The organism is Haliea sp. (assembly GCF_040221975.1).
In the GTDB taxonomy this organism is placed as follows: domain Bacteria; phylum Pseudomonadota; class Gammaproteobacteria; order Pseudomonadales; family Halieaceae; genus Haliea.
In genome coordinates, this window is record NZ_JAVJWR010000031.1 from 22,194 (window position 1) to 41,271 (window position 19,078).

Genomic DNA, 19,078 nt, shown 5'->3' on the forward strand with positions numbered 1-19,078 from the left:
CTTCGTGGGGAGGTTTCAGATACGGCCATGTTCGGCCATGGAGTAGACGCCCTCAGTGCTCACGATGACGTGGTCCAGGACCCGGACATCGACATGAGCGAGAGCCTCCTTCAGGCGGTTGGTGATTCTCAGGTCTGCCTCACTGGGCTCGGCAACGCCTGAAGGATGGTTGTGGGTGAAGATGACGGCCGCTGCGTTGAGTTCAAGGGACCGCCGCAGGACTACCCTGGGGTAGACGGCAGCACCGTCAACCGTACCCCGGAACATGCGCTCGAAGGCGATCATGCGGTGCTGGCTATCGAGGAACATGCAGACGAAGTACTCGTCGCGCTCGTTGGCGATCTGCAGGCGGCAGAAGGCCTTTACGTCACGAGGGTTGGTGTAGGCATCAGAGTCCCGGATCCGGGATTCGAGGATCATCAGGGCTTCCTGGATGGTGGCCTGCTCCCTCTCCTTGAAGTCCATGTCGTAGGTGAGGGGGAAGTTTAGTTCACTGGTTTGATGGGTGGTCATGATGTCGCTCCTGGCTTCAATGCAGTCGAGAGCGCAGACCAGACCTGTGATTGGTCGGTAGCTGCGCGGGAAATGGAGCAGACAGGAAGGCCGCCAGGCCGTCTGTCGCTCCCATTCCCCGCGCGGAGCGCAAATAAGCAGCGAGGCAACAACAGATGAAACCAATGAACAAAAGAGGGTTAGCGGAGACTATCTCTGTGTGTGGATGTGTCGGTGTGTAGCCGAAAAAAACCTGCCCGAAGGCAGGAGGCGAGTCATGAGGTCAGTCGAGGCAGGGATTTCAGCTCGAACTGCAGCTGTTCAAGTCGTGCTGTGCGCTCCAGCTGGGTACGGGCCTCGAAGTCTGCGGCTTCACACTCGGCCCACTTGGCGCAGTGGTCCAGGGCAGAGGCACCACGGTTGAGGGCGTTGAAGAGGGTAGCGAGTGCGGTGAAGAAGTTGCCGATGGCTGTGAACATGTTGGTAGCTCCTGAGTAGGGATGGTATGGCGTTCGCCACACCGTCCGCGGAGCGGAACCGGGTGGTGGACGCGTAACGACGCAGGGTAAAAGGCACCGGGGGTGGTCGTCCTCTTTATCGGTACTGGCTTACCCCCGGGGGGGATATCTCGGAGACAGGCGTCGAAACCTTCAGTACTGGGGTCGTAGGCAGCTGAGCAAATTTGCCTTATGGCTTCGGGTTGGGGCAATTAGAACATCGGCTCTACATAGTAGGATCTGGGCAATTCCGCTGAGTTAGAACATCGGGAGAACATCGGTGGAAAAATCTGACGGCCTCTTCGAATCCCAGGGAAACCAGTCCGAACAGTTGGATGTTTTTTGAACAGTATTGGTTGCCCAGGTCACAACTTCATTGGCATTGCCAGGAGAACATCGGCTTTGTATCGGTTTGGCTCCAGAGCAACCTACACCCTTATTTTTGAGTGTTTTTATGACCCACCCACCGTCGCCTCCGGTTGGCGCTTTGGGCTGCGCCCCGCGCCACCGGGTCGCCGGTGGGGAAGCTCTATCTGGTCAAAAACCCGAAACAACGAAACATTTCCAAATTATCAATGAGTTACGATTTCAATGGCCGCAACGAGCCTGCCACACAGCACGAAGCAAACCTTCAGAAAGACAGACCCTGTTTCAAGCATGTTGCGGATCAAACGTTCGGAGAACCGCGTGGTTACTAGCTTGTTGCGGTGTTGCGGTTATTTTCCCCAGGAGGGGCATGGAGCTGCCGCCGAGGCCATGATGGCCACGGACAGCAGCATGCAGCGGTGACGCTAGCTGCGTCAGCTCAGGTAGCGCTCGAACGCATCCTCCAGCTGCGCTTTCTCATATCCGCGAGGAGTGGCGTTGCCGACCCGGATGGTTTTTGGCTTGATTCCATAAGGGCGCAGGAGCTTGCCTACCAGGTGTGGCGTGATGGGCTTGCCGTTGCTGCAAGTTTTCCAGGGGCCGTCTTCATCACTGGTCAGCGCCTCACAGAGGTCCTTCGAGGTGACTCGGGGGCTCCCTGATCGCAAGAAATACTGTTGGATATCACGCAGGAGAAGCGTCTGCTGTTCTGGCTCCTCCACGACCGTGAGCTCCCGGAACGCCTTCTCACAGCGGCCAGGCCAGGATCCTCCCAATAGAGCGGCAACTGCGAAGAGAGGCTCCCAATTGTCTCCCGCGCGGTCATTGCCGATATTCGGAACGTCCACACACTTGCTCCGCATTGCAGCGCGGTTGGCTTCTACCCAAGCCGAGATGGACTGACGCAGTGGCTCATTGCACTCGTTCAGGTCGGCAGGCACCCGGTCCGTATGCTCATGGGACTTCTTCCGACGGAGGTTAATGGTGATACTGCGGTCCATTAACGTGTCGGCAAGCACGCCGATGGAGGCCAGCACCATGGGCATCCAGGTACTGAAGACCTTGGCTTCATGGCTGTCCCCCACGCACCGGGTCACCTTGGCGGCAGATTTCGTATGGCTGGAATTGATCAGACCATTGATCTCTGCGTCACCGTTTTTCAGGAAGGTGTCTGTCTCATCGATGAGCAGGGTGTACTGCTTCTGCTCGGCTAGTCGATAGATGGTGGCTGCCGACATGTTCGATACAATCAGGCTGTCCTTCGCCATCGACCCTACCACTTCCATCGTGGTGGTCTTTCCACACCGCTTCTCTGGGCTGATCAGTGCCAGTTTTGGGAAGACCCGGAAATCGTCCATGGCGTAGCTCGCGAGAATCCACAAGACCATGGCATCTATCTCCAGATCTGTGATCACGCAATGCCGGTCGATCAGCTCGACCATTTGCGTCGCCGGTTCGGGAGGGGCCGTCACAAATGCTTGAGTGACAGCATCGAGCGGAGCGCTGACCGTCTTCAGTACTTTCGGAAAGGCCTGGGTTTGATTGGATTCGTCCACGGCATCAATCTCCTCGATAGATGCTTGATCGTATTTCGCACATAGCGTAGTTGTCACGGGCATTTTCTATCCTTAAGCAGTAGGTGCCGTTAGTGAATGATTCCAGCACATGAAGTGGTAGACAGCTATATGCGGTCGGAGCGTGCCGTCAGCGTCGATTGCAACACCGAACTCCGTCCAGATCACTGCACCTCGCCTTCGAAGCTCGTATATAACTTTTGCGGGATTTTTGAGACCTAGCTCTCGAAACTGCAGCGTACTCACTCCCTCGTCACGAAGCTTGGACGTGGTTAGTAGATCAAGAGGCCATGCCAAACGCGGGGGAAACCAAAGCGTCGGAAATAGGGATGGGATATGAACTGGAACGCGATGCTCAGGCATTGGTCACCTCCTGATCTCGCTCGGCGATCCGCTGCTGGATCCACGCTCGTACCTCACCAGCAACCCACGCTCGAGAACTACCGCCCGGGACCAAGGGGACACTTTTCGGAAATCGTCCCTCAGAACTAAGAGCGTAGACGTGGCTCCTGCTAAGCCCCGAAAGCCTCATTACTTCACGAATGCGAATCAGACGCTTATCTGCGTAGCAGCCATCCTCATCGAGCACGAGCTGGTTGGATTTTGAAAGATCAGGCATTACGTTTTCCTTCATCAACTGGACAAATTAATCTCATCGATCCATTTGGATCGACTGGATTGCTTGCAAGTTTCTAGAAGACGTCGAAGGTTTTCTGAAGAAAATGACACTCTGACATTAAAAAATTTTAATGCGAAAATTCAGCAAAATCTTACGCACTATGAATCACCCCTGGGACAGATGGTCGCGGTTTTCATTACCGAAAGAACCTTCTACGCTCATACAGCACAGGATCAGAGGAGAGAAAATGCTTTTGTAGCTTGTCAATTAATCCAAGTCAGCTTAAGGGTGGGAGGAGATTCAGAAGGAAAAACCACGGGAGGGGCGCCCCCACTGGGGCGCAATTACATTCAACTCAAGCGGCGGCAGCCGCGTCACCACCAGAAGCTCGGAGACGAAGCTCATCAAGGTAGTCAGCCCACCCCTGCATCATTTCCTTCCGCCCCTCCAGGTGCGAGGTACGGTTGTAGGCCCGACCGTTGGGGTCCCTCACTGCGTGGGCGATCTGGCGTTCGATCCAGTCCACTCGGTAGCCCAGCACCTCATCAAGTAGTGTGCGAGCCATGGCCCGGAAGCCGTGAGCAGTCATCTGTTCGTTCGTGTAGCCCATGGACCGCAGCGCCACCGTGACGGTGTTCTCCGAGATATAACGGCTCGCACCCCTGGCGCTGGGGAACACAAAGCGACCACGGCCAGTGAGCCGGTGCAGGTCGCGCAGGATGTCCAGCGCCTGCCGGCTGAGGGGCACGATATGCGGCAGCCTCATTTTCATCTTCTCGGCAGGCAGCTCCCAGCGCTCGGTCTCCCAATTTATCTCCGCCCACTCCATGGCCCGGATCTCGCCAGGGCGCTGGAACAGGAGTGCAGACAAGCGCACCGCCGCCTTGACGATGGCAGTGCCCTGGAAGCCGTCGATGGCCACCATGAGGCGCCCCACGTCAGCCGGCTCCGTGAGGGCAGCGTGGTGTTTCTTCCGCCTGGATTTCAGAGCGCCCTTGAGGTCGGCGGAAGGGTCACGCTCTGCCCGGCCTGTGCGTATCGCGTACCGGAACACCTGCCCCGCGGTCTGCCTGGCTCGATGGGCAATATCCACGGCACCTCGGCTCTCAATACGGCGGAGCACCGCCAGAAGTTCGGGGGCAGCAATTTCGCTTATCGGGCGGCTGCCGAGGTAAGGGTACAGATCCTTCTCCAGAATGCGCTCAGTGCGGACCTGGTAGCTCTTGGACTTGTCATTCAGGAGCTGGTTGAACCATTCCCTGCCCACGGCCTCGAAGGTATCCGCCGCGGCAAGGTTCGAGGTCTGCCTCTCGACTTTCCTGACCTCTCCGGGGTCGATACCCTGGCCTATCTTGCGCTTGGCTTCATAGTGGGCCTCCCTGGCTTCCTTCAGGGAAACATCCGGGTAGACGCCGAGGGCCAGGGTCTTCCGCTTCCCTGCGAAGCGGTAGTCATAGCGCCAGTACTTGCCGCCCCGAGTATCGACGAGAAGGTACAGGCCACCTCCATCGGCGAGCTTCCGGGGTTTGGGGCCTGCCTTGGCGTTCTTGATTGCTGCAACTGTCAGCTTGGTCATGAGTCTCTCCGTATACCGTTTTAACGGTATCAGTTTTTAGAAACCCACAGATACCGCCAGATCTACCGTCAGTAGTGTCGGTATACAGTGGGACGGAACGGACGGAATCGGACGAAAGAAGAGAGAAAAAGTATGAAAAATCAGGAAGTTACGGAAGTAATCGGACGTAATCAGATCGAATAATGGTCGGTGTGAGAGGATTCGAACCTCCGACCCCTTCCTCCCGAAGGAAGTGCGCTACCAGGCTGCGCTACACACCGAAATTTTGAGGTGGGCAAATATACCAGAGCGGCGTCCGCGAACCAAGAGGCTGCTGGCCACCAAAAACTGCCCTCCCCAGCGAGGGAGCGGGGCAGGGGTTATTTCAGCCTAGTAGATTCCCGCCCACCTGGCGATCACCTGGCTCAGCAGGCTGAAGCCGGTGACGACCGCCACCAATAGAAAAACCAGGCGCAGGGGTTTGAAGGGTTTGCGCTGGACCGAGTTGACACCGCTGGACACAAACGCGTCTACCTTGGCCTGGTCCTCGGGGTAGAGGCGGGGCTCGTTATCCGCCTGCTCGTGCTGAACCTTGGGTTCCGACATAATATCCTCCCGGAAGCGAGACCGGTATTCTCCCCGCTCCCGGAGCAAAAGTCACTGTCCGCGCGCTGGCTCAGCCGGCGACATCGAACAGGGCTTCGGGCATGGTCATGAGGTTGTCAGAGCCCGACAGCAGCGCCTGTTTGTGAGACAGGGTCCGCGGCAGCAGGCGCTCATAGTAGAACTTCGCGGTCATCAGCTTGGCTTCATAGAATGAGGTATCGCCCTCGGCGGCGGCGATCTTCTGCCGTGACAGTACCGCCATCCGCGCCCAGAAGTACGCCAGGGTAACGTAGCCGCTGTACATCAGGTAATCGACCGCCGCCGCACCGGCTTCGTCCGGGTTCTGGGTGGCTTTCTCGCCAATTTTCAGCGACAGCTCCAGCCAGTCGTCCTTGTAGCACTTGAGTACGTTGATGAACTCGGCGTCAGCCTCATCTGCGTGTTCGTCACAGAATGCACCCACCAGGTCGGTAAAGCCCATCAGCAGCTTGCCGCCGGAGCCGAGCACCTTGCGCCCGATCAGGTCCAGGGCCTGGATCCCGGTGGTCCCTTCGTAGAGCATTGCAATGCGCGCATCGCGCACGATCTGCTCCATGCCCCATTCCTTGATAAAGCCATGGCCGCCATAGACCTGCAGGCCCAGGTTCGCCGCCTCATAGCCGGTCTCGGTCACGAAAGCCTTGGCTATGGGGGTGAGGAAAGCGAGCAGGTCATCCGCCGCCTTCGCCTCTTCCTCGGTGCCCGCATCGAGGATGTCACCCTGCTGGGACAGGTAATACAAGAACGCGCGGCTGCCTTCCACCAGCGCCTTCTGGATCAACAGCATGCGGCGCACATCCGGGTGCACGATAATCGGGTCAGCGGGGCCGTCGGGGTTCTTGGGGCCGGTCAGGCTGCGCATGGCCAGGCGATCGCGCGCATAGGCCAGGGACCCCTGATAGGACAGCTCGCCGTGGGCAAGGCCCTGGATGGCGGTGCCGATGCGCGCGGTGTTCATGAAGGTGAACATGGCGTTGAGGCCGCGGTTGGGCGGGCCAATCAGGTAGCCGGTGGCACCATCGAAGTTCAGTACACAGGTCGCAGACGCCTTGATACCCATCTTTTTCTCGATGGAGGCGCAGTGGACGCTGTTGCGCTCACCCACAGTGCCGTCGTTCTTGACCGTGAACTTCGGCACGATAAACAGGGAAATACCCTTGGTGCCGGGAGGGGCGTCGGGGAGGCGGGCGAGGACGATATGCACGATATTTTCCGCCATGTCGTGCTCACCGGCACTGATGAAGATCTTGGTTCCGGTGATGGCATAGCTGCCGTCCGCCTGCGGTTCGGCCTTGGTGCGCAGCAGGCCCAGGTCACTGCCGCAGTGGGATTCGGTCAGGCACATGGTACCGGTCCAGCTGCCTTCGACCAGCCGGGTCAGGTACTTCTGCTTCTGTTCCTCGTCACCGTGTTCCTCGATGGTCTTGATCGCGCCGTGGCTCAGGCCCGGGTACATCAGCCAGGACCAGTTGGCGGTACCGGCCAGTTCATTGACGATGATGCCGAGCAGGTTGGGCAGGCCCTGGCCGCCATATTCGGTGTCCGCCGCCAGTGCCGGCCAGCCATTGTCGACAAACTGCTGGTAGGCCTCGGGAAAGCCCTTGGGCGTGGTGACCACACCATCTTTCCAGGTGCAGCCCTCTTCGTCCCCGGACTGGTTGAGGGGGGACAGCACGTTTTCCGCGAATCGCGCTCCCTCTTCAACGATGGCGTCCATCAGGTCCTGGCTCGCTTCTTCATAGCCGGGCAATCGCTGATACAGCGCTTCGGACTCCAGCAGTTCATTCATGACAAACCGGATGTCCCGGAGCGGAGCTTTGTACTGCAGCATGCTGATACCTCGCAATGCGGTGAACTCATGTTTTCGGTGATTACATTCTGCGGGTTTCGCAACCGAAGTCAAATATCTTTTCAGGTGACAGACATCACCACGGCAGCGAGTTCTGGTTATATTGCGATCCGGAAAAGAGGACGGAGTGAACGCTTACTTCATAAGAAGTCTTGAAATATCAATATGTTGGGAGGCTTCTTTGGCACTGAAGGGAGAAATCAAGGGCACTTCACCCAGCAATGGCGCAGGCAGCAGGCGCTGCAATGTGTCCAGATTTTCCGCGTGGCAGGTCATGGCCGGCCCCGGCTGGTTGGCAACCCAGCCCGCCAGGCGCAGGCCATCGGCGCGTATCGCCTCCGCTGTCAGCAGGGCGTGATTGATACAACCCAGGCGCATCGCCACGACCATGATGACATCGACACCGAGGGCGATGGCCACATCCGCGAGGGTCTCCCGCGGCCCCAGCGGCACCCGCCAGCCACCGGCGCCTTCCACCAGGACCAGGTCCGCTCCGCTGTGCATGACACCCCGGCACAGGCCCGCCAGCCGGTCCGCATTCAGGCTGCGCCCGGCCTGTGCGGCAGCAATATGCGGTGCAATCGCCGGTTGCAGCGCCACCGGGTTCACCTGGGCATAGGACAGGGCCAGGCTCATGGCTGCCTGCAGCGCCAGCGCGTCATCGTTGTGACCCTCGGCATCACAGCCCGCGGCCACCGGCTTGACCGCGGCCGTGCTCAGCCCGGCCGCTGCGGCGGCATGCAACAGGGCGCAGCTGATCGCGGTCTTGCCCACCTCGGTGTCAGTGCCAGTGACAAAGAACGTAGTGCTCATGATTTCTCCAGGTGCCCATAAAGCACGTCGTAGGTGGCTGGCAAGCCCGCCGGCTCGCGCCAGTCTTCATAGGCCTGGATCATGGCCGCCAGCCGCTGTCGACCCGTCAGTCCGCCGGAACGCCCCCGGTTCATGTTGTGGGCCCCGAGGGTCTTGAGCTCTGCCAACAGCTCCCGGACCTGTTCATAGCGCATCACGATGCGCTCGCTATGGAGCTGCAGGCGCACCCCCCTGACCGCGCTTGCGGCTAACTGCAGCTCATCCGCCGACAGGAAGCTGTTGACGTGCTGGCTGCTGTCGGCCACAGCCCAGGACTGGCGCAACTCCTGCAGGGTAGCCGGCCCCAGGGAGCTGAAAAAGCAGCTGCCGCCAGGCTCAAGCACCCGGCCCAGCTCGGCAAACAGCAGGTCCGGCCGGTAACACCACTGAAAGGCCAGACTGCTGTAGACCAGGCCCACGGATTCGGAGGCCAGCGGCAGTGCTTCGGCGTCGCCTGCCAACCAGTCGCCGGCACACGGGTGCCGGTCGCGGGCGTACGCCAGCATGCCTACGGCGATGTCCATGCCGAGGTAGCGGCTCTGTGGAAAGCGGGCCTGCAGCTGCGCCTGGATGAAGCCGGTGCCACAACCCAGGTCCAGCAGAGTGGCGGGCTCCTGTACCGCGCCAGTTCGAGCCAGCAGACGCTGGCCGACATCCTGCTGCAGGGCAGCCACGCTGTCATAGCGCTCTGCTGCGCGGCTGAAGGACGCGGCAATATCACTCTTTGTGACCGGAATTGCTGCGGCAGCCGATGCTGCGGCAGCCGGTGCTGCGGCAGCCGTCGCTGCGGCGGGCTCGCCTGCGGGCGCACCAGTGCCGCTGGCCGCTGGCAACACAAACTCCCGCAGCGCTGCGGCCAGCGGCTCCGGTGCTGCCAGGGGCAGGGCGTGGCAATCAGCGTCGAGGACCCGGACCACCGCGGCGTTCGATGTGGCGGCCAGCGCCGCAACCAGGGTATTTGCCGCCCGCACCGGCACCAGGGCATCGGTACCCGCCAGCAAATGCAGTTGGGGACACTCCAGGCCCTGCAGCATGGTTCGGGTATCGAGGCTGGCGAGCCAGTGCAGACCCGCCGCGAGGGCATCCGCAGACCAGTGTTCGCCACCGCGCAACAATTGCCGAACCAGGGCGCGCGGTTCGGAACTGCCCTTTGCCTGCAGGCTGGCAAAACGGCGCAGGGCCCGGGCGGGGTTCCCGTCCAGCTCGCTGGCAAAGGACTGCAACGTGGCAACTGGCAGGCCCGGCCACCCCGGCCGGGCGGTAAAACAGGGGTTGCTCGCCACGGTCACCAGCGCGGAGACCCGCTCGGGCGCGGCGGCGGCCACCGCGGTCGCCACCTGTCCGCCCAGCGACCAGCCCACATGCACAGCCCGCTCCGGTGCCACTGCGAGGATGTTCGCGACCAGCGAGTCCAGTCCATCCGCCGCGGCTGCCTGCCAGTCGACCAGGGTCAGGTTGGCCCAGGGGCGCAGCGCCGGCAACAACGGCCGCCAGCAATCGCGCCCGCCAGCCCAACCGTGCAGCAACACCAGGTCGCAACGCGCGGCAGCAGTCGCGGGCAAGTACTCATGGCGCAACGAGTGCTCAGGCACGGGGCCAGACTTCCGCCAGGGTCGCCAGCAACCGCTCCACCTGTGCGCCGCTGTGGGCTGCGCTCAGGGTAATGCGCAGACGGGATGTGCCGGCCGGTACCGTGGGGGGGCGAATGGCACTGATGAGGATACCGCGGTCACGCAACTGCCGGCTCAGCTCAATGGCACGCGCGGCGTCACCCACCAGCAGCGGCTGGATCGCACTGTTCGCCGCCACTAGCGGCAGGCCCAGCTCACCGGCACCTTCGCGAAACGCGGTCACCAGGGCCGCCAGCTGCTCCCGGCGCCAGGCCTCTTCCCGCAGCAGGCCCAGGGCCGTCAGGCTGGCGGCGGCCAGTGCCGGCGGCATGGCGGTGGTATAGATATAGTTGCGGGTACTCTGGATCAGGGCCTCAATCAGCAGTTCGCTGCCGGCGACAAAGGCGCCCGAGGTACCCAGGGCCTTGCCCAGGGTGGCCATCAGCACCGGCACCTCCGCCATATCCAGCCCCGCGGCCTCGACGCTGCCGGCGCCATTCGCGCCGGCGACGCCAAAGCCGTGGGCATCGTCAACCATCAGCCAGGCCTGCCGCTGCCCGCAAACCCGGGCGATGGCTGCCAGTGGCGCGCTGTCGCCGTCCATGCTGAAAACGCCATCCACCGCCACCAGCGCCGGGCCCGTCGCCTGCGCCAGCTTGCGACCCAGGTCGGCGCAGTCATTGTGGGCGAAGCGGCGCAGGCGCGCCCCGCTGTGCAGGCCGCCGTCCAGCAGGGATGCATGATTGAGACGGTCCTGCAGGACGGTGTCGCCGGGTTGCAGCAATGCCTGCAGGATACCGGTGTTGGCAGCATAGCCGCTGGAGAACAGCAGCGCCCGGGGGCGCCCGGTAAAATCCGCCAACGCTTCTTCCAGCGCCTGGTGGGGCGCGCTGTGGCCGCAGACCAGATGCGAGGCGCCGCTGCCGACGCCCCAGGTGCTGGCCGCCGCGCGCAGGCTCTCAATGACTTTGGGGTGGGAAGCCAGGCCGAGGTAATCGTTGCTGCAGAAGTTCAGGTACTCGCGCCCATCCAGACGCACCAGCGGCCCCTGACCGCTTTCCAGGGTCAGGCACTGGCGGTACAGACCGGCCGCGCGGCGCTCCTCCAGCACCGCCCGGAGACGCTGCGGGAAGGCCTCCATGATCGCCCGCGCGAGGCTAGTGCGCCGCCTGACGCGGCGGCTGCGTCTCTGCTCCCTGTGCCCCGGCGGCGTCGTAGAACTGCGGTGTGGGGACCGCGGGCGGCTCGGCGACCTGGCGCTGCTCGGGGTGGATACCCAGCCGGCTGAACAGGGTCATATCCTTGTTCGCCTGCGGGTTGGGGGTGGTCAGCAGTTTTTCGCCGTAGAAGATGGAGTTGGCGCCGGCAAAGTAGGCCAGGGCGTGCATCTGCTCGTTCATCTCCTCGCGCCCGGCGGACAGGCGCACGTGGGACGCCGGCATCAGGATACGGGCCACGGCGATGGTGCGGATAAAGTCGAAAGGATCCAGGTCGGCCTCGTCCGCCAGTGGCGTACCTTCAACCCGCACCAGCATGTTGATCGGCACGCTTTCGGGGTGTTCGGGCAGGTTGGCCAGCTGCTGCAACAGGCCGGCCCGGTCGCCCTGGGTCTCGCCCATGCCGACGATGCCGCCGCTGCAGATCTTCATGCCGGCATCGCGCACGTGGGACAGGGTGTCGAGCCGGTCCCCGTAGGTCCGGGTAGTAATGATCTCGCCGTAGTACTCCGGCGAGGTATCGAGGTTGTGGTTATAGTAGTCCAGCCCGGCCTCCGCCAGCTCTTTGGCCTGGTCCCCGGTGAGCATGCCCAGCGTCATGCAGCTCTCCAGCCCCAGCTCGCGCACCCCCTTTACCATGGCCACCACGTAGGGCATGTCGCGCTGCTTGGGCGAACGCCAGGCGGCACCCATGCAGAAGCGGGTGGCGCCGCTGTCGCGGGCGGCGCGGGCCTGCTCCAGCACCTTCTCCACCGCCATCAGCTTTTCCGTTTCCAGGCCCGTGTCGTAGCGGTTGCTCTGGGGGCAGTAGGCGCAGTCCTCGGGACAGGCGCCGGTTTTGATGGAAAGTAATGTGCTGACCTGGACCTCGTTGGGGTCAAAATAGGCCCTGTGAATACTGTGCGCGCGAAACAGCAAATCGTTGAAAGGCAGGGCGAACAGGGCTTCGATTTCGCCGCGGGACCAGTCGTGGCGGATAGCGGCAGGCGCGGCGGCGGGGGCTGTCATGGCGAGGTCTCGGTCAGTGAAAAGAGCTCACATGATAAGTCCGGGCCGCCCACTGTCAACCCGTGGGCGACGTGAAGGTTAACAATACAGCAGCTTCACTACTCGAGGCGGTATTCCCCCAGTACTGCCTGCTGTGCCAGTTGCGCAGCTTCAGCCCCCTGCCCCTGTGTGCGGACTGCTTCGCCCACCTGCAGGGCAACGACCATGCCTGTGAGCGCTGCGCCCTGCCGCTGGCTGCGACAGCGGCAGGATTGTGCAGCCAGTGCCACACCCAGCCGCCCGCCTTCGACAGTGTTATCGCACCACTGGTCTACGAACCGCATATCGCCCTGCTGATCTCGCGCTGGAAGTTCCAGCGGGAACGCCGCCTGACCCGCCTGCTGGCGCTGCTGTGGCTGGCCTGGGTGATCCCGCCAACGGACCGCGACCTGCTGCTGCCGGTGCCCCTGCACTGGCGGCGCCTGCTCTGGCGCGGCTTCAACCAGGCCGCGCTGCTGGGGCTGGCGATTCGCAACCGGGAGCCGCAGCTGGCATCAGTGCCGCTGCGCAACCGAATCCTGCAACGACGGCGGGCAACACCCGCCCAGGCCAGCCTCAACGCCCGGCAGCGGGGCGCCAATCTGCAGACAGCCTTTGAGGTCCGCGGGGACGTGCGCGGGCTGCGCGTTGCGGTGATCGATGACGTGATGACCACCGGCGCCACCGCCGATGCCATTGCACGAGGCCTGAAAGCAGCGGGCGCCGCCGAGGTCCAGCTCTGGTGCCTGGCCCGCACGCCCGCTCCGGGGAGCTGATACACTGCGCGCCGGGATTCGCGGCACAGGGCAATGCGACCCCAGAACCGGAGCACGGCAATGAACCACGCGGAACACCCCTATGACCGCCTGACCCCGGACCGGGTGATCGATGCGGTCGAGTCTGCCGGGTACCCATGCGATGCCCGCCTGCTGGCGCTCAACAGCTACGAGAACCGTGTCTACCAGGTGGGCATTGATGACGCCGAGCCCCTGATCGCCAAATTCTACCGTCCGGGCCGCTGGCGCGATGAGCAGATCGAGGAGGAGCACGCCTTCAGCCTGGAACTGCAGGATGCCGAGATTTCCGTGGTGGCACCGCTGGTGGATGCCAGCGGCAACAGCCTGCACAGTTTCGAGGGCTTCCGCTTCGCTCTGTTCCCGCGCCGGGGCGGCTACCCGCCGGAACTGGATAACTTGGACAGCCTGCTGGTGCTGGGCCGCACCCTGGGCCGGATCCACGCGGTCGGCGCCAGCGCCCGCTTCAGCCACCGACCCACCCTCAATATCGAGGACATGCTGACCCGAAACCGGGACTACCTGCTGGAGAATTTTATCCCCCGGGATCTGCAGCCCGCCTACAGCACCCTGACCCGCGACCTGTTGACCGAGATCACCGCCATCTACGGCAAGGTGCGCGAAGCGGACCTGATCCGGGTCCACGGTGACTGCCACGTGGGCAATATCCTCTGGCGCGACGATTGTGCCCACTTTGTCGACCTCGACGACTGTTGCATGGCACCCGCCGTTCAGGACCTGTGGATGTGCTTGAGCGGGGAGCGCCACGAGCGCGAGCTGCAGCTGGCGGAGCTGGTGGAAGGCTACAACGAATTCTTCGACTTCGAGCCGCGGCAGCTGCGCTGGATCGAGTCGTTGCGCACCCTGCGGGTGATCAACTATGCGGGCTGGCTGGCGAAACGCTGGAACGACCCGGCCTTTCCCCGCAGCTTCACATGGTTCAACAGCGAACGCTACTGGGCCAACCACATCCTCGAGCTGCGGGAGCAGTTGTCCGCACTGCAGGAGGAGCCGCTACGCCTGTTGTGAGCCCCTGCTGGCGGCAGAGGCCGGGTACAGCACGGACCACAGCCAGCGCAGCAAGCTGTTTTTCCGCAGGACCTCCCGGTCGATGGCATCGTAGAAGGCATTCGCACCCGCGGGGTCGGCGAACAGGTCCATGCGGGTGGCAAAGCCTTGCTCCGGGTCCAGCTCCTTGACCACACGAGCCGGATTGCCGGCGACTACAACGTTGGCCGGGACATCTTTGGTGACTACCGCCCGGGCCGCCACTACGCTGTTGGCGCCGATGGTCACGCCCTTGAGCACGGTGGCGTGGTCCCCCAGCCAGACGTTGTCGCCAATATGCACCGGGGTTGGCTCCGAGGCACGGGCGGTACGATCGTAGAGCGTATGCCAGTCGGAATCAGTGATATAGGCACCATTGGCCAGCATCACACCGTCCCCCAGCACGATCTCGTCACTGGCGCTGATGCGGGAGCCGGGGCTCATCAGGACACAATCGCCAATGCGAATACGGCCCAGCCCCTCCTCCCGGCCCCAGACCCCGATTTCCACCCGGTGCATGGGCTCGCCGATGGCAGTAAAGCAGCGGCCAATATGGATATTGGCCCCTGAAATGTGCACGTACCAGGGCTTCATCACCATGTGCCAGGGGCCGAGATAGGTACAGCGGGGACGCAAGAAGTAGTCGGTGTACCAGCGGCGATAGCGCAGATAGGCTTTCTTCAGCCAGTAGGGGCGCAGGTCCTTGAGCATGGCGGTTCCCGGAGTCTGGTTGTGGTGAACAAGGGGCTTTATCATGGCAACCCCGCGGCGCCACTCAAGCGCCGCACACCACTGTTACAGGAGCGGGCGCAGCGTGCAAGCCTCATCGCGGGTAGTGACCAGCAACCAGTCGGGGCTGCACCCGAGGCTGGCGCGTACCGTGCTGCGACACCTGCACCACCCTCACCGCAGTCCACTCGCGGCGCACAACCAGACTGTTTGGGAGGAACTGCGGCCCCTGCTGCAGGCAGACCCGCGGCCGCTGGTGCTGGATTCCTTCTGCGGCACCGGCATGAGCACCGCGCTGCTGGCGCAGCGGCATCCAGGGCACCTGGTGATCGGTATCGACCGCTCCGCGCACCGCCTGCACAAGCACATCGCTTCCCCCGGGGCCAACTACCTGCTGCTGCAGGCCGAATGCGAACCGCTGTGGCAACAACTGGCCGGCGCAGGCCTGCGCGTGGACTATCACTACCTGCTCTATCCCAACCCCTGGCCCAAGTCCCGCCATCTGCAGCGCCGGGTTCACGGCCACCCGGGATTCCGCGACCTGCTCGCCCTCGGCGGCAGGGTTGAACTGCGCTCGAACTGGCAGCTGTATGTGGAGGAATTCGGGGTCGCCATGTATCTGGCGGGGGTGCGGGGCCGGGTGCGGCAGCTGCCGGAGGCGCCGGCTCTGACGCGGTTCGAGGACAAGTATCGCCGCAGCAGACAGCTGCTGTGGCAGTATCGGGGGCGGATAGGCTACAGTGAGCGCCCGGACACGAGGAGCTGACATGTCACCGAAAAAACCTGATCCGGTCTGGGACCGGATAGTACGGGAAACCACCCAGCATGCGGCGGAGGAGCCGATCCTCGCCAGTTTCCTGCACGCCACCATTCTCAACCACAACAATCTGGAATGCGCACTCAGCTTCCATCTCGCCAGCCAGCTGGACAGCCCGACGGCCTCCTCCCTGCTGCTGCGGGAGGTGATCCTGGAGGCGTTCCGGGATGATGCCTGCCTGCGCAAGTCCATTCGCGCCGACCTGCTCGCAGTGGAGGACAGGGATTCCGCCTGCCACGAACTGTACATACCCTTTCTCTACTTCAAGGGCTTCCATGCCCTGCAGACCCACCGCGTGGCGCACTGGCTGTGGCAGCATGGCCGCCACTCGCTGGCGCTGTTTTTCCAGAACCGGGTTTCTGCCGAATTCGCGGTCGATATTCACCCCGCCGCAAAACTGGGCCACGGCATCTTGCTGGACCACGCTACCGGGGTGGTGATCGGTGAAACTGCGGTGGTTGGCAACAACGTGTCCATCCTCCAGTCAGTCACCCTGGGGGGCACCGGCAAGGAGGACGGAGACCGGCATCCGAAGATCGGTAACGGCGTACTGATCAGTGCCGGCGCCAAGATTCTGGGAAACATCCGGGTGGGCGATGGTGCCAAGGTCGGCGCCGGCAGCGTGGTACTGGACGAGGTGCCGCCGCATACCACCGTCGCCGGGGTTCCGGCTAAAGTAGTGGGCAGGCCCTCATCCAAATCGCCCGCCCTGGAAATGGACCACCACTTTTGCTGCGACGAAGAGGAAACCGAAAAAGCTGCTCCGCAGCAAAAGATCGGGTAGGTGCGGCCGGCGAGGTGCGGCCGGCGAGGTGCGGCCGGCGAGGTGCGGCCCGCAGATCAGTCGCTGTGATACTGCGGTGAAAGTTCCTGCACGGCTTCTACAAACGCGGTAACGTGATCGGGATTGACGCCCGGCGTGATGCCGTGGCCAAGGTTGAAGATGTGCCCAGTGCCATGCCCATAAGCGGCCAGGATGCTCGCCACTTCCTCCCGGATCCGCGCCGGTGAGGCGTACAGCATGGACGGATCCATGTTGCCCTGCAGCGCCACCCGGTCGCCCACCAGTTCCCGCGCAACGGCGATATCCGTGGTCCAGTCGATACCCACCGCCTGGGCGCCGCTGTCGGCGATCGCCGGCAGCCACTGGCCGCCACCTTTGGTGAATACAATCACCGGCACCTTGCGCCCGTCTGCTTCCGTCGGCAGGCGACTGATGATGCGCTGCATGTACTTGAGAGAGAATTCCTTGTACCCCGCGGTGCTCAGGGAGCCGCCCCAGGTGTCGAATATCTGTAGCGCCTGGGCTCCCGCATTGACCTGTTCGGTGAGGTAGTCGGCCACCGCATCGGCCAGCAGTGCCAGCAGCTGGTGCATCAACTCGGGGCGGTCGTAGGCCATGCCCTTGACCTGGCTGAAGTCCTTGGAGGAACCGCCTTCCACCATGTAGGTGGCCAGGGTCCAGGGGCTGCCGGAAAAACCGATCAGGGGCACCTGGCCGTTCAGCTCGCGGCGAATGGTGCGCACCGCGTTCATGACGTAGGAGAGATCGTCTGCCGCCTTGATGGCATGCAGGCCGGCGAGATCCGCCTCGCTGCGCACGGTCTTGCGAAAGCGCGGCCCCTCGCCCTCCTCGAAATACAGCCCCAGACCCAGCGCATCGGGCACGGTGAGGATATCGCTGAACAGGATCGCCGCGTCCATGGGATAGCGCCGCAGCGGCTGCAGGGTGACTTCACAGGCCAGCTCGGCGTTTTTGCACAGGTCGAGGAAGGAACCCGCCTGCTCACGAGTGGCGCGGTATTCGGGCAGGTAACGCCCCGCCTGGCGCATCATCCAGATGGGGGTACGATCAACGCTCTGGCGCTGCAGGGCGCGCAGGAAGCGGTCGTTCTTCAGTTCAGTCACGGCGACTCCAGTCTTGTGATTGGCGATCCAGTCCTCGCTGCTCAGATCTCGAGAAAATCCAGTATGCCCTCGGCGGCCTGGCGGCCCTCCCAGATAGCGGTTACCACCAGGTCGGAGCCACGCACCATATCACCGCCGGCGAACACTTTGGGGTTTGAGGTCTGGAAGCGGTAGGCCTGCTCTTCGGGCGCGACCACCCCGTCCCAGTCGTTGGTGGCCACAGCCAGTTCCTGCAGCCATTGCGGCGGATCGGGCTGGAAGCCAAAAGCGATAATCACCGCGTCGGCCTCGAGGATTTTTTCACTGCCGGGAATGGGCTGGGGCCGGCGGCGGCCGCCAGCATCGGGGGCTCCGAGCTCGGTTTCCACCATCTTCACCCCACAGGCGCGACCAAAATATTCCACGATCTCGACCGGCTGCCGGTTGAACAGGAACTCCACCCCCTCTTCGCGGGCGTTGGCCACTTCCTTGCGGGAGCCGGGCATGTTCTCCTCGTCGCGCCGATAGGCACAGATCACATGCTGCGCCTGCTGGCGTACGGCCGTGCGCACACAGTCCATGGCGGTATCACCACCGCCGAGCACTACCACCCGCTTGCCTTTCAGGTTGATGTAGGCCTTGGGGTTCTGCTCGAAGCCCAGATTGTGATTGACGTTGCCGATCAGGTAGGGCAGCGCCTTGTGCACACCCGGCAGGTTTTCGCCGGGAAAACCGCCGCGCATGGCCTTGTAGGTCCCCATACCCAGAAACAGGGCATCGTACTCTTCCATCAGCTCGGCAACGGTGACATCCTCACCGACATTGGTGTTGAGACGGAACTCGATACCCATGCCTTCGAAGACTTCCCGACGCCGGACCATCACCTCTTTCTCCAGCTTGAATTCGGGTATCCCGAAGGTCAACAGGCCGCCGATCTCGGGATAGCGGTCGTAGACGACTGGCTTGACCCCGGCGCGCACCAGCACATCGGCGCAGCCAAGTCCGGCGGGACCGGCGCCGATAATCGCGACTTTCTTGCCGGTGGGCACGACTTTGGACATGTCAGGGCGCCAGCCCATGGCCAGCGCGGTATCGGTAATGTACTTCTCCGAGGAGCCGATGGTAACCGCGCCAAAGCCGTCGTTCAGGGTGCAGGCGCCCTCGCAGAGCCGGTCCTGGGGGCATACCCGGCCGCAGACCTCGGGCAGGGTATTGGTCTGATGGCTGAGTTCCGCCGCCTCGAACAAATTGCCCTCGCTGACCAGCTTGAGCCAGTTGGGAATGAAATTGTGTACCGGACACTTCCATTCACAGTAGGGATTGCCGCACTCAATGCAGCGGTGCGACTGTTCCGCCGCCTGCTCGGCGGTGAAGGATTCGTAGATCTCGACGTATTCGGTCTTGCGCGCCGCGATCGTCTTCTTGTCCGGGTCGTTGCGACCGACATCAATAAACTGGAAGTTGTTCGACAAACGATTACTCATAAACGCTACGCCTCCCGG

At 62.7% G+C, this 19,078-nt stretch carries 18 protein-coding genes and 1 tRNA gene; 4 read left to right on the forward strand and 15 right to left on the reverse strand.

From position 1 onward, the window contains the following. Positions 1-15: 15 nt before the first annotated feature. The 12 genes from radC to bioB all read right to left on the reverse strand — a co-directional run bounded on the left by radC (position 16) and on the right by bioB (position 12,284). Complete coding sequence (gene radC, locus RLO07_RS13020) at positions 16-513, reverse strand: RadC family protein (RefSeq protein WP_462292563.1); 498 nt, start codon at positions 511-513, stop codon at positions 16-18. 254 nt (positions 514-767) lie between these two features. After that, a complete protein-coding gene (locus tag RLO07_RS13025) occupies positions 768-971 on the reverse strand; it encodes a hypothetical protein (RefSeq protein ID WP_462292564.1) in 204 nt (67 codons plus the stop codon). Between the two features lie 818 nt (positions 972-1,789). Next, positions 1,790-2,911 (reverse strand): DUF3631 domain-containing protein, encoded by a 1,122-nt coding sequence (locus RLO07_RS13030; protein WP_462292565.1) that lies wholly within the window; start codon positions 2,909-2,911, stop codon positions 1,790-1,792. 373 nt (positions 2,912-3,284) lie between these two features. Further along, a complete protein-coding gene (locus RLO07_RS13035; RefSeq protein WP_462292566.1) occupies positions 3,285-3,563 on the reverse strand; it encodes a helix-turn-helix transcriptional regulator in 279 nt (92 codons plus the stop codon). A 340-nt stretch (positions 3,564-3,903) separates the two neighbouring features. Continuing rightward, positions 3,904-5,124, reverse strand: coding sequence for a tyrosine-type recombinase/integrase (locus RLO07_RS13040; RefSeq protein WP_462292567.1), 1,221 nt, complete (start codon positions 5,122-5,124; stop codon positions 3,904-3,906). Between the two features lie 183 nt (positions 5,125-5,307). After that, positions 5,308-5,384, reverse strand: a tRNA-Pro gene (locus tag RLO07_RS13045). A 109-nt stretch (positions 5,385-5,493) separates the two neighbouring features. After that, entirely contained in the window at positions 5,494-5,709 is a 216-nt protein-coding gene (locus RLO07_RS13050) for a DUF3094 family protein (protein WP_462292568.1), read from the reverse strand. Positions 5,710-5,779: 70 nt separating this feature from the next. Continuing rightward, positions 5,780-7,579: an acyl-CoA dehydrogenase C-terminal domain-containing protein gene (locus tag RLO07_RS13055; RefSeq protein ID WP_462292569.1), complete on the reverse strand. Its 1,800-nt coding sequence runs from the start codon at positions 7,577-7,579 to the stop codon at positions 5,780-5,782. 153 nt (positions 7,580-7,732) lie between these two features. Then, positions 7,733-8,410 carry a dethiobiotin synthase gene (gene bioD / locus RLO07_RS13060; RefSeq protein WP_462292570.1) on the reverse strand — a complete coding sequence of 226 codons (678 nt, stop codon included), beginning with the start codon at positions 8,408-8,410 and terminating at the stop codon, positions 7,733-7,735. Next, the gene (bioC, locus tag RLO07_RS13065) at positions 8,407-10,041 is read right to left on the reverse strand and encodes a malonyl-ACP O-methyltransferase BioC (RefSeq protein ID WP_462292571.1); all 1,635 of its coding nucleotides are present in this window, start codon (positions 10,039-10,041) and stop codon (positions 8,407-8,409) included. The genes bioD and bioC overlap by 4 nt, the downstream gene beginning before the upstream one ends. Continuing rightward, positions 10,034-11,200 carry an 8-amino-7-oxononanoate synthase gene (gene bioF / locus RLO07_RS13070; protein ID WP_462292572.1) on the reverse strand — a complete coding sequence of 389 codons (1,167 nt, stop codon included), beginning with the start codon at positions 11,198-11,200 and terminating at the stop codon, positions 10,034-10,036. The genes bioC and bioF overlap by 8 nt, the downstream gene beginning before the upstream one ends. Positions 11,201-11,216: 16 nt before the next feature. Continuing rightward, positions 11,217-12,284, reverse strand: a complete 1,068-nt coding sequence (gene bioB / locus RLO07_RS13075; protein WP_462292573.1) for a biotin synthase BioB — start codon at positions 12,282-12,284, stop codon at positions 11,217-11,219. Between the two features lie 71 nt (positions 12,285-12,355). On the opposite strand from bioB, the gene RLO07_RS13080 reads away from it, so the two are divergent. Together RLO07_RS13080 and RLO07_RS13085 are read left to right on the forward strand one after the other, a co-directional pair. After that, the gene (locus tag RLO07_RS13080; protein ID WP_462292574.1) at positions 12,356-13,078 is read left to right on the forward strand and encodes a ComF family protein; all 723 of its coding nucleotides are present in this window, start codon (positions 12,356-12,358) and stop codon (positions 13,076-13,078) included. A gap of 60 nt (positions 13,079-13,138) precedes the next feature. Next, entirely contained in the window at positions 13,139-14,125 is a 987-nt protein-coding gene (locus RLO07_RS13085; protein ID WP_462292575.1) for a serine/threonine protein kinase, read from the forward strand. Here the strand turns inward: RLO07_RS13085 and RLO07_RS13090 are convergent. Then, entirely contained in the window at positions 14,111-14,899 is a 789-nt protein-coding gene (locus RLO07_RS13090) for an acyltransferase (RefSeq protein WP_462292576.1), read from the reverse strand. The two genes, RLO07_RS13085 and RLO07_RS13090, sit on opposite strands and share 15 nt — an antisense overlap. 58 nt (positions 14,900-14,957) lie before the next feature. On the opposite strand from RLO07_RS13090, the gene trmB reads away from it, so the two are divergent. After that, the gene (gene trmB / locus RLO07_RS13095) at positions 14,958-15,638 is read left to right on the forward strand and encodes a tRNA (guanine(46)-N(7))-methyltransferase TrmB (protein WP_462292577.1); all 681 of its coding nucleotides are present in this window, start codon (positions 14,958-14,960) and stop codon (positions 15,636-15,638) included. Position 15,639: 1 nt separating this feature from the next. Beyond that, a complete protein-coding gene (gene cysE, locus RLO07_RS13100) occupies positions 15,640-16,473 on the forward strand; it encodes a serine O-acetyltransferase (RefSeq protein ID WP_462292578.1) in 834 nt (277 codons plus the stop codon). A gap of 56 nt (positions 16,474-16,529) precedes the next feature. Here the strand turns inward: cysE and hemE are convergent, their stop codons facing one another. Both hemE and RLO07_RS13110 read right to left on the reverse strand, forming a co-directional pair. Further along, positions 16,530-17,597 carry a uroporphyrinogen decarboxylase gene (hemE, locus tag RLO07_RS13105; protein WP_462292579.1) on the reverse strand — a complete coding sequence of 356 codons (1,068 nt, stop codon included), beginning with the start codon at positions 17,595-17,597 and terminating at the stop codon, positions 16,530-16,532. Between the two features lie 41 nt (positions 17,598-17,638). Continuing rightward, positions 17,639-19,060: an FAD-dependent oxidoreductase gene (locus tag RLO07_RS13110; RefSeq protein ID WP_462292580.1), complete on the reverse strand. Its 1,422-nt coding sequence runs from the start codon at positions 19,058-19,060 to the stop codon at positions 17,639-17,641. Between the last annotated feature and the right edge of the window lie 18 nt (positions 19,061-19,078).

What these genes read in the sequence shown, in the direction of transcription:
- RLO07_RS13090 (WP_462292576.1), bottom strand. Translation starts at nt 14,899, where the DNA reads ATGATAAAGCCCCTTGTTCACCACAACCAGACTCCGGGAACCGCCATG.
- RLO07_RS13110 (WP_462292580.1), bottom strand. Translation starts at nt 19,060, where the DNA reads ATGAGTAATCGTTTGTCGAACAACTTCCAGTTTATTGATGTCGGTCGC.
- RLO07_RS13085 (WP_462292575.1), top strand. Translation starts at nt 13,139, where the DNA reads ATGAACCACGCGGAACACCCCTATGACCGCCTGACCCCGGACCGGGTG.
- bioF (WP_462292572.1), bottom strand. Translation starts at nt 11,200, where the DNA reads ATGGAGGCCTTCCCGCAGCGTCTCCGGGCGGTGCTGGAGGAGCGCCGC.
- RLO07_RS13050 (WP_462292568.1), bottom strand. Translation starts at nt 5,709, where the DNA reads ATGTCGGAACCCAAGGTTCAGCACGAGCAGGCGGATAACGAGCCCCGC.
- bioB (WP_462292573.1), bottom strand. Translation starts at nt 12,284, where the DNA reads ATGACAGCCCCCGCCGCCGCGCCTGCCGCTATCCGCCACGACTGGTCC.
- cysE (WP_462292578.1), top strand. Translation starts at nt 15,640, where the DNA reads ATGTCACCGAAAAAACCTGATCCGGTCTGGGACCGGATAGTACGGGAA.
- RLO07_RS13040 (WP_462292567.1), bottom strand. Translation starts at nt 5,124, where the DNA reads ATGACCAAGCTGACAGTTGCAGCAATCAAGAACGCCAAGGCAGGCCCC.
- RLO07_RS13025 (WP_462292564.1), bottom strand. Translation starts at nt 971, where the DNA reads ATGTTCACAGCCATCGGCAACTTCTTCACCGCACTCGCTACCCTCTTC.
- RLO07_RS13055 (WP_462292569.1), bottom strand. Translation starts at nt 7,579, where the DNA reads ATGCTGCAGTACAAAGCTCCGCTCCGGGACATCCGGTTTGTCATGAAT.
- bioD (WP_462292570.1), bottom strand. Translation starts at nt 8,410, where the DNA reads ATGAGCACTACGTTCTTTGTCACTGGCACTGACACCGAGGTGGGCAAG.
- RLO07_RS13035 (WP_462292566.1), bottom strand. Translation starts at nt 3,563, where the DNA reads ATGAAGGAAAACGTAATGCCTGATCTTTCAAAATCCAACCAGCTCGTG.
- radC (WP_462292563.1), bottom strand. Translation starts at nt 513, where the DNA reads ATGACCACCCATCAAACCAGTGAACTAAACTTCCCCCTCACCTACGAC.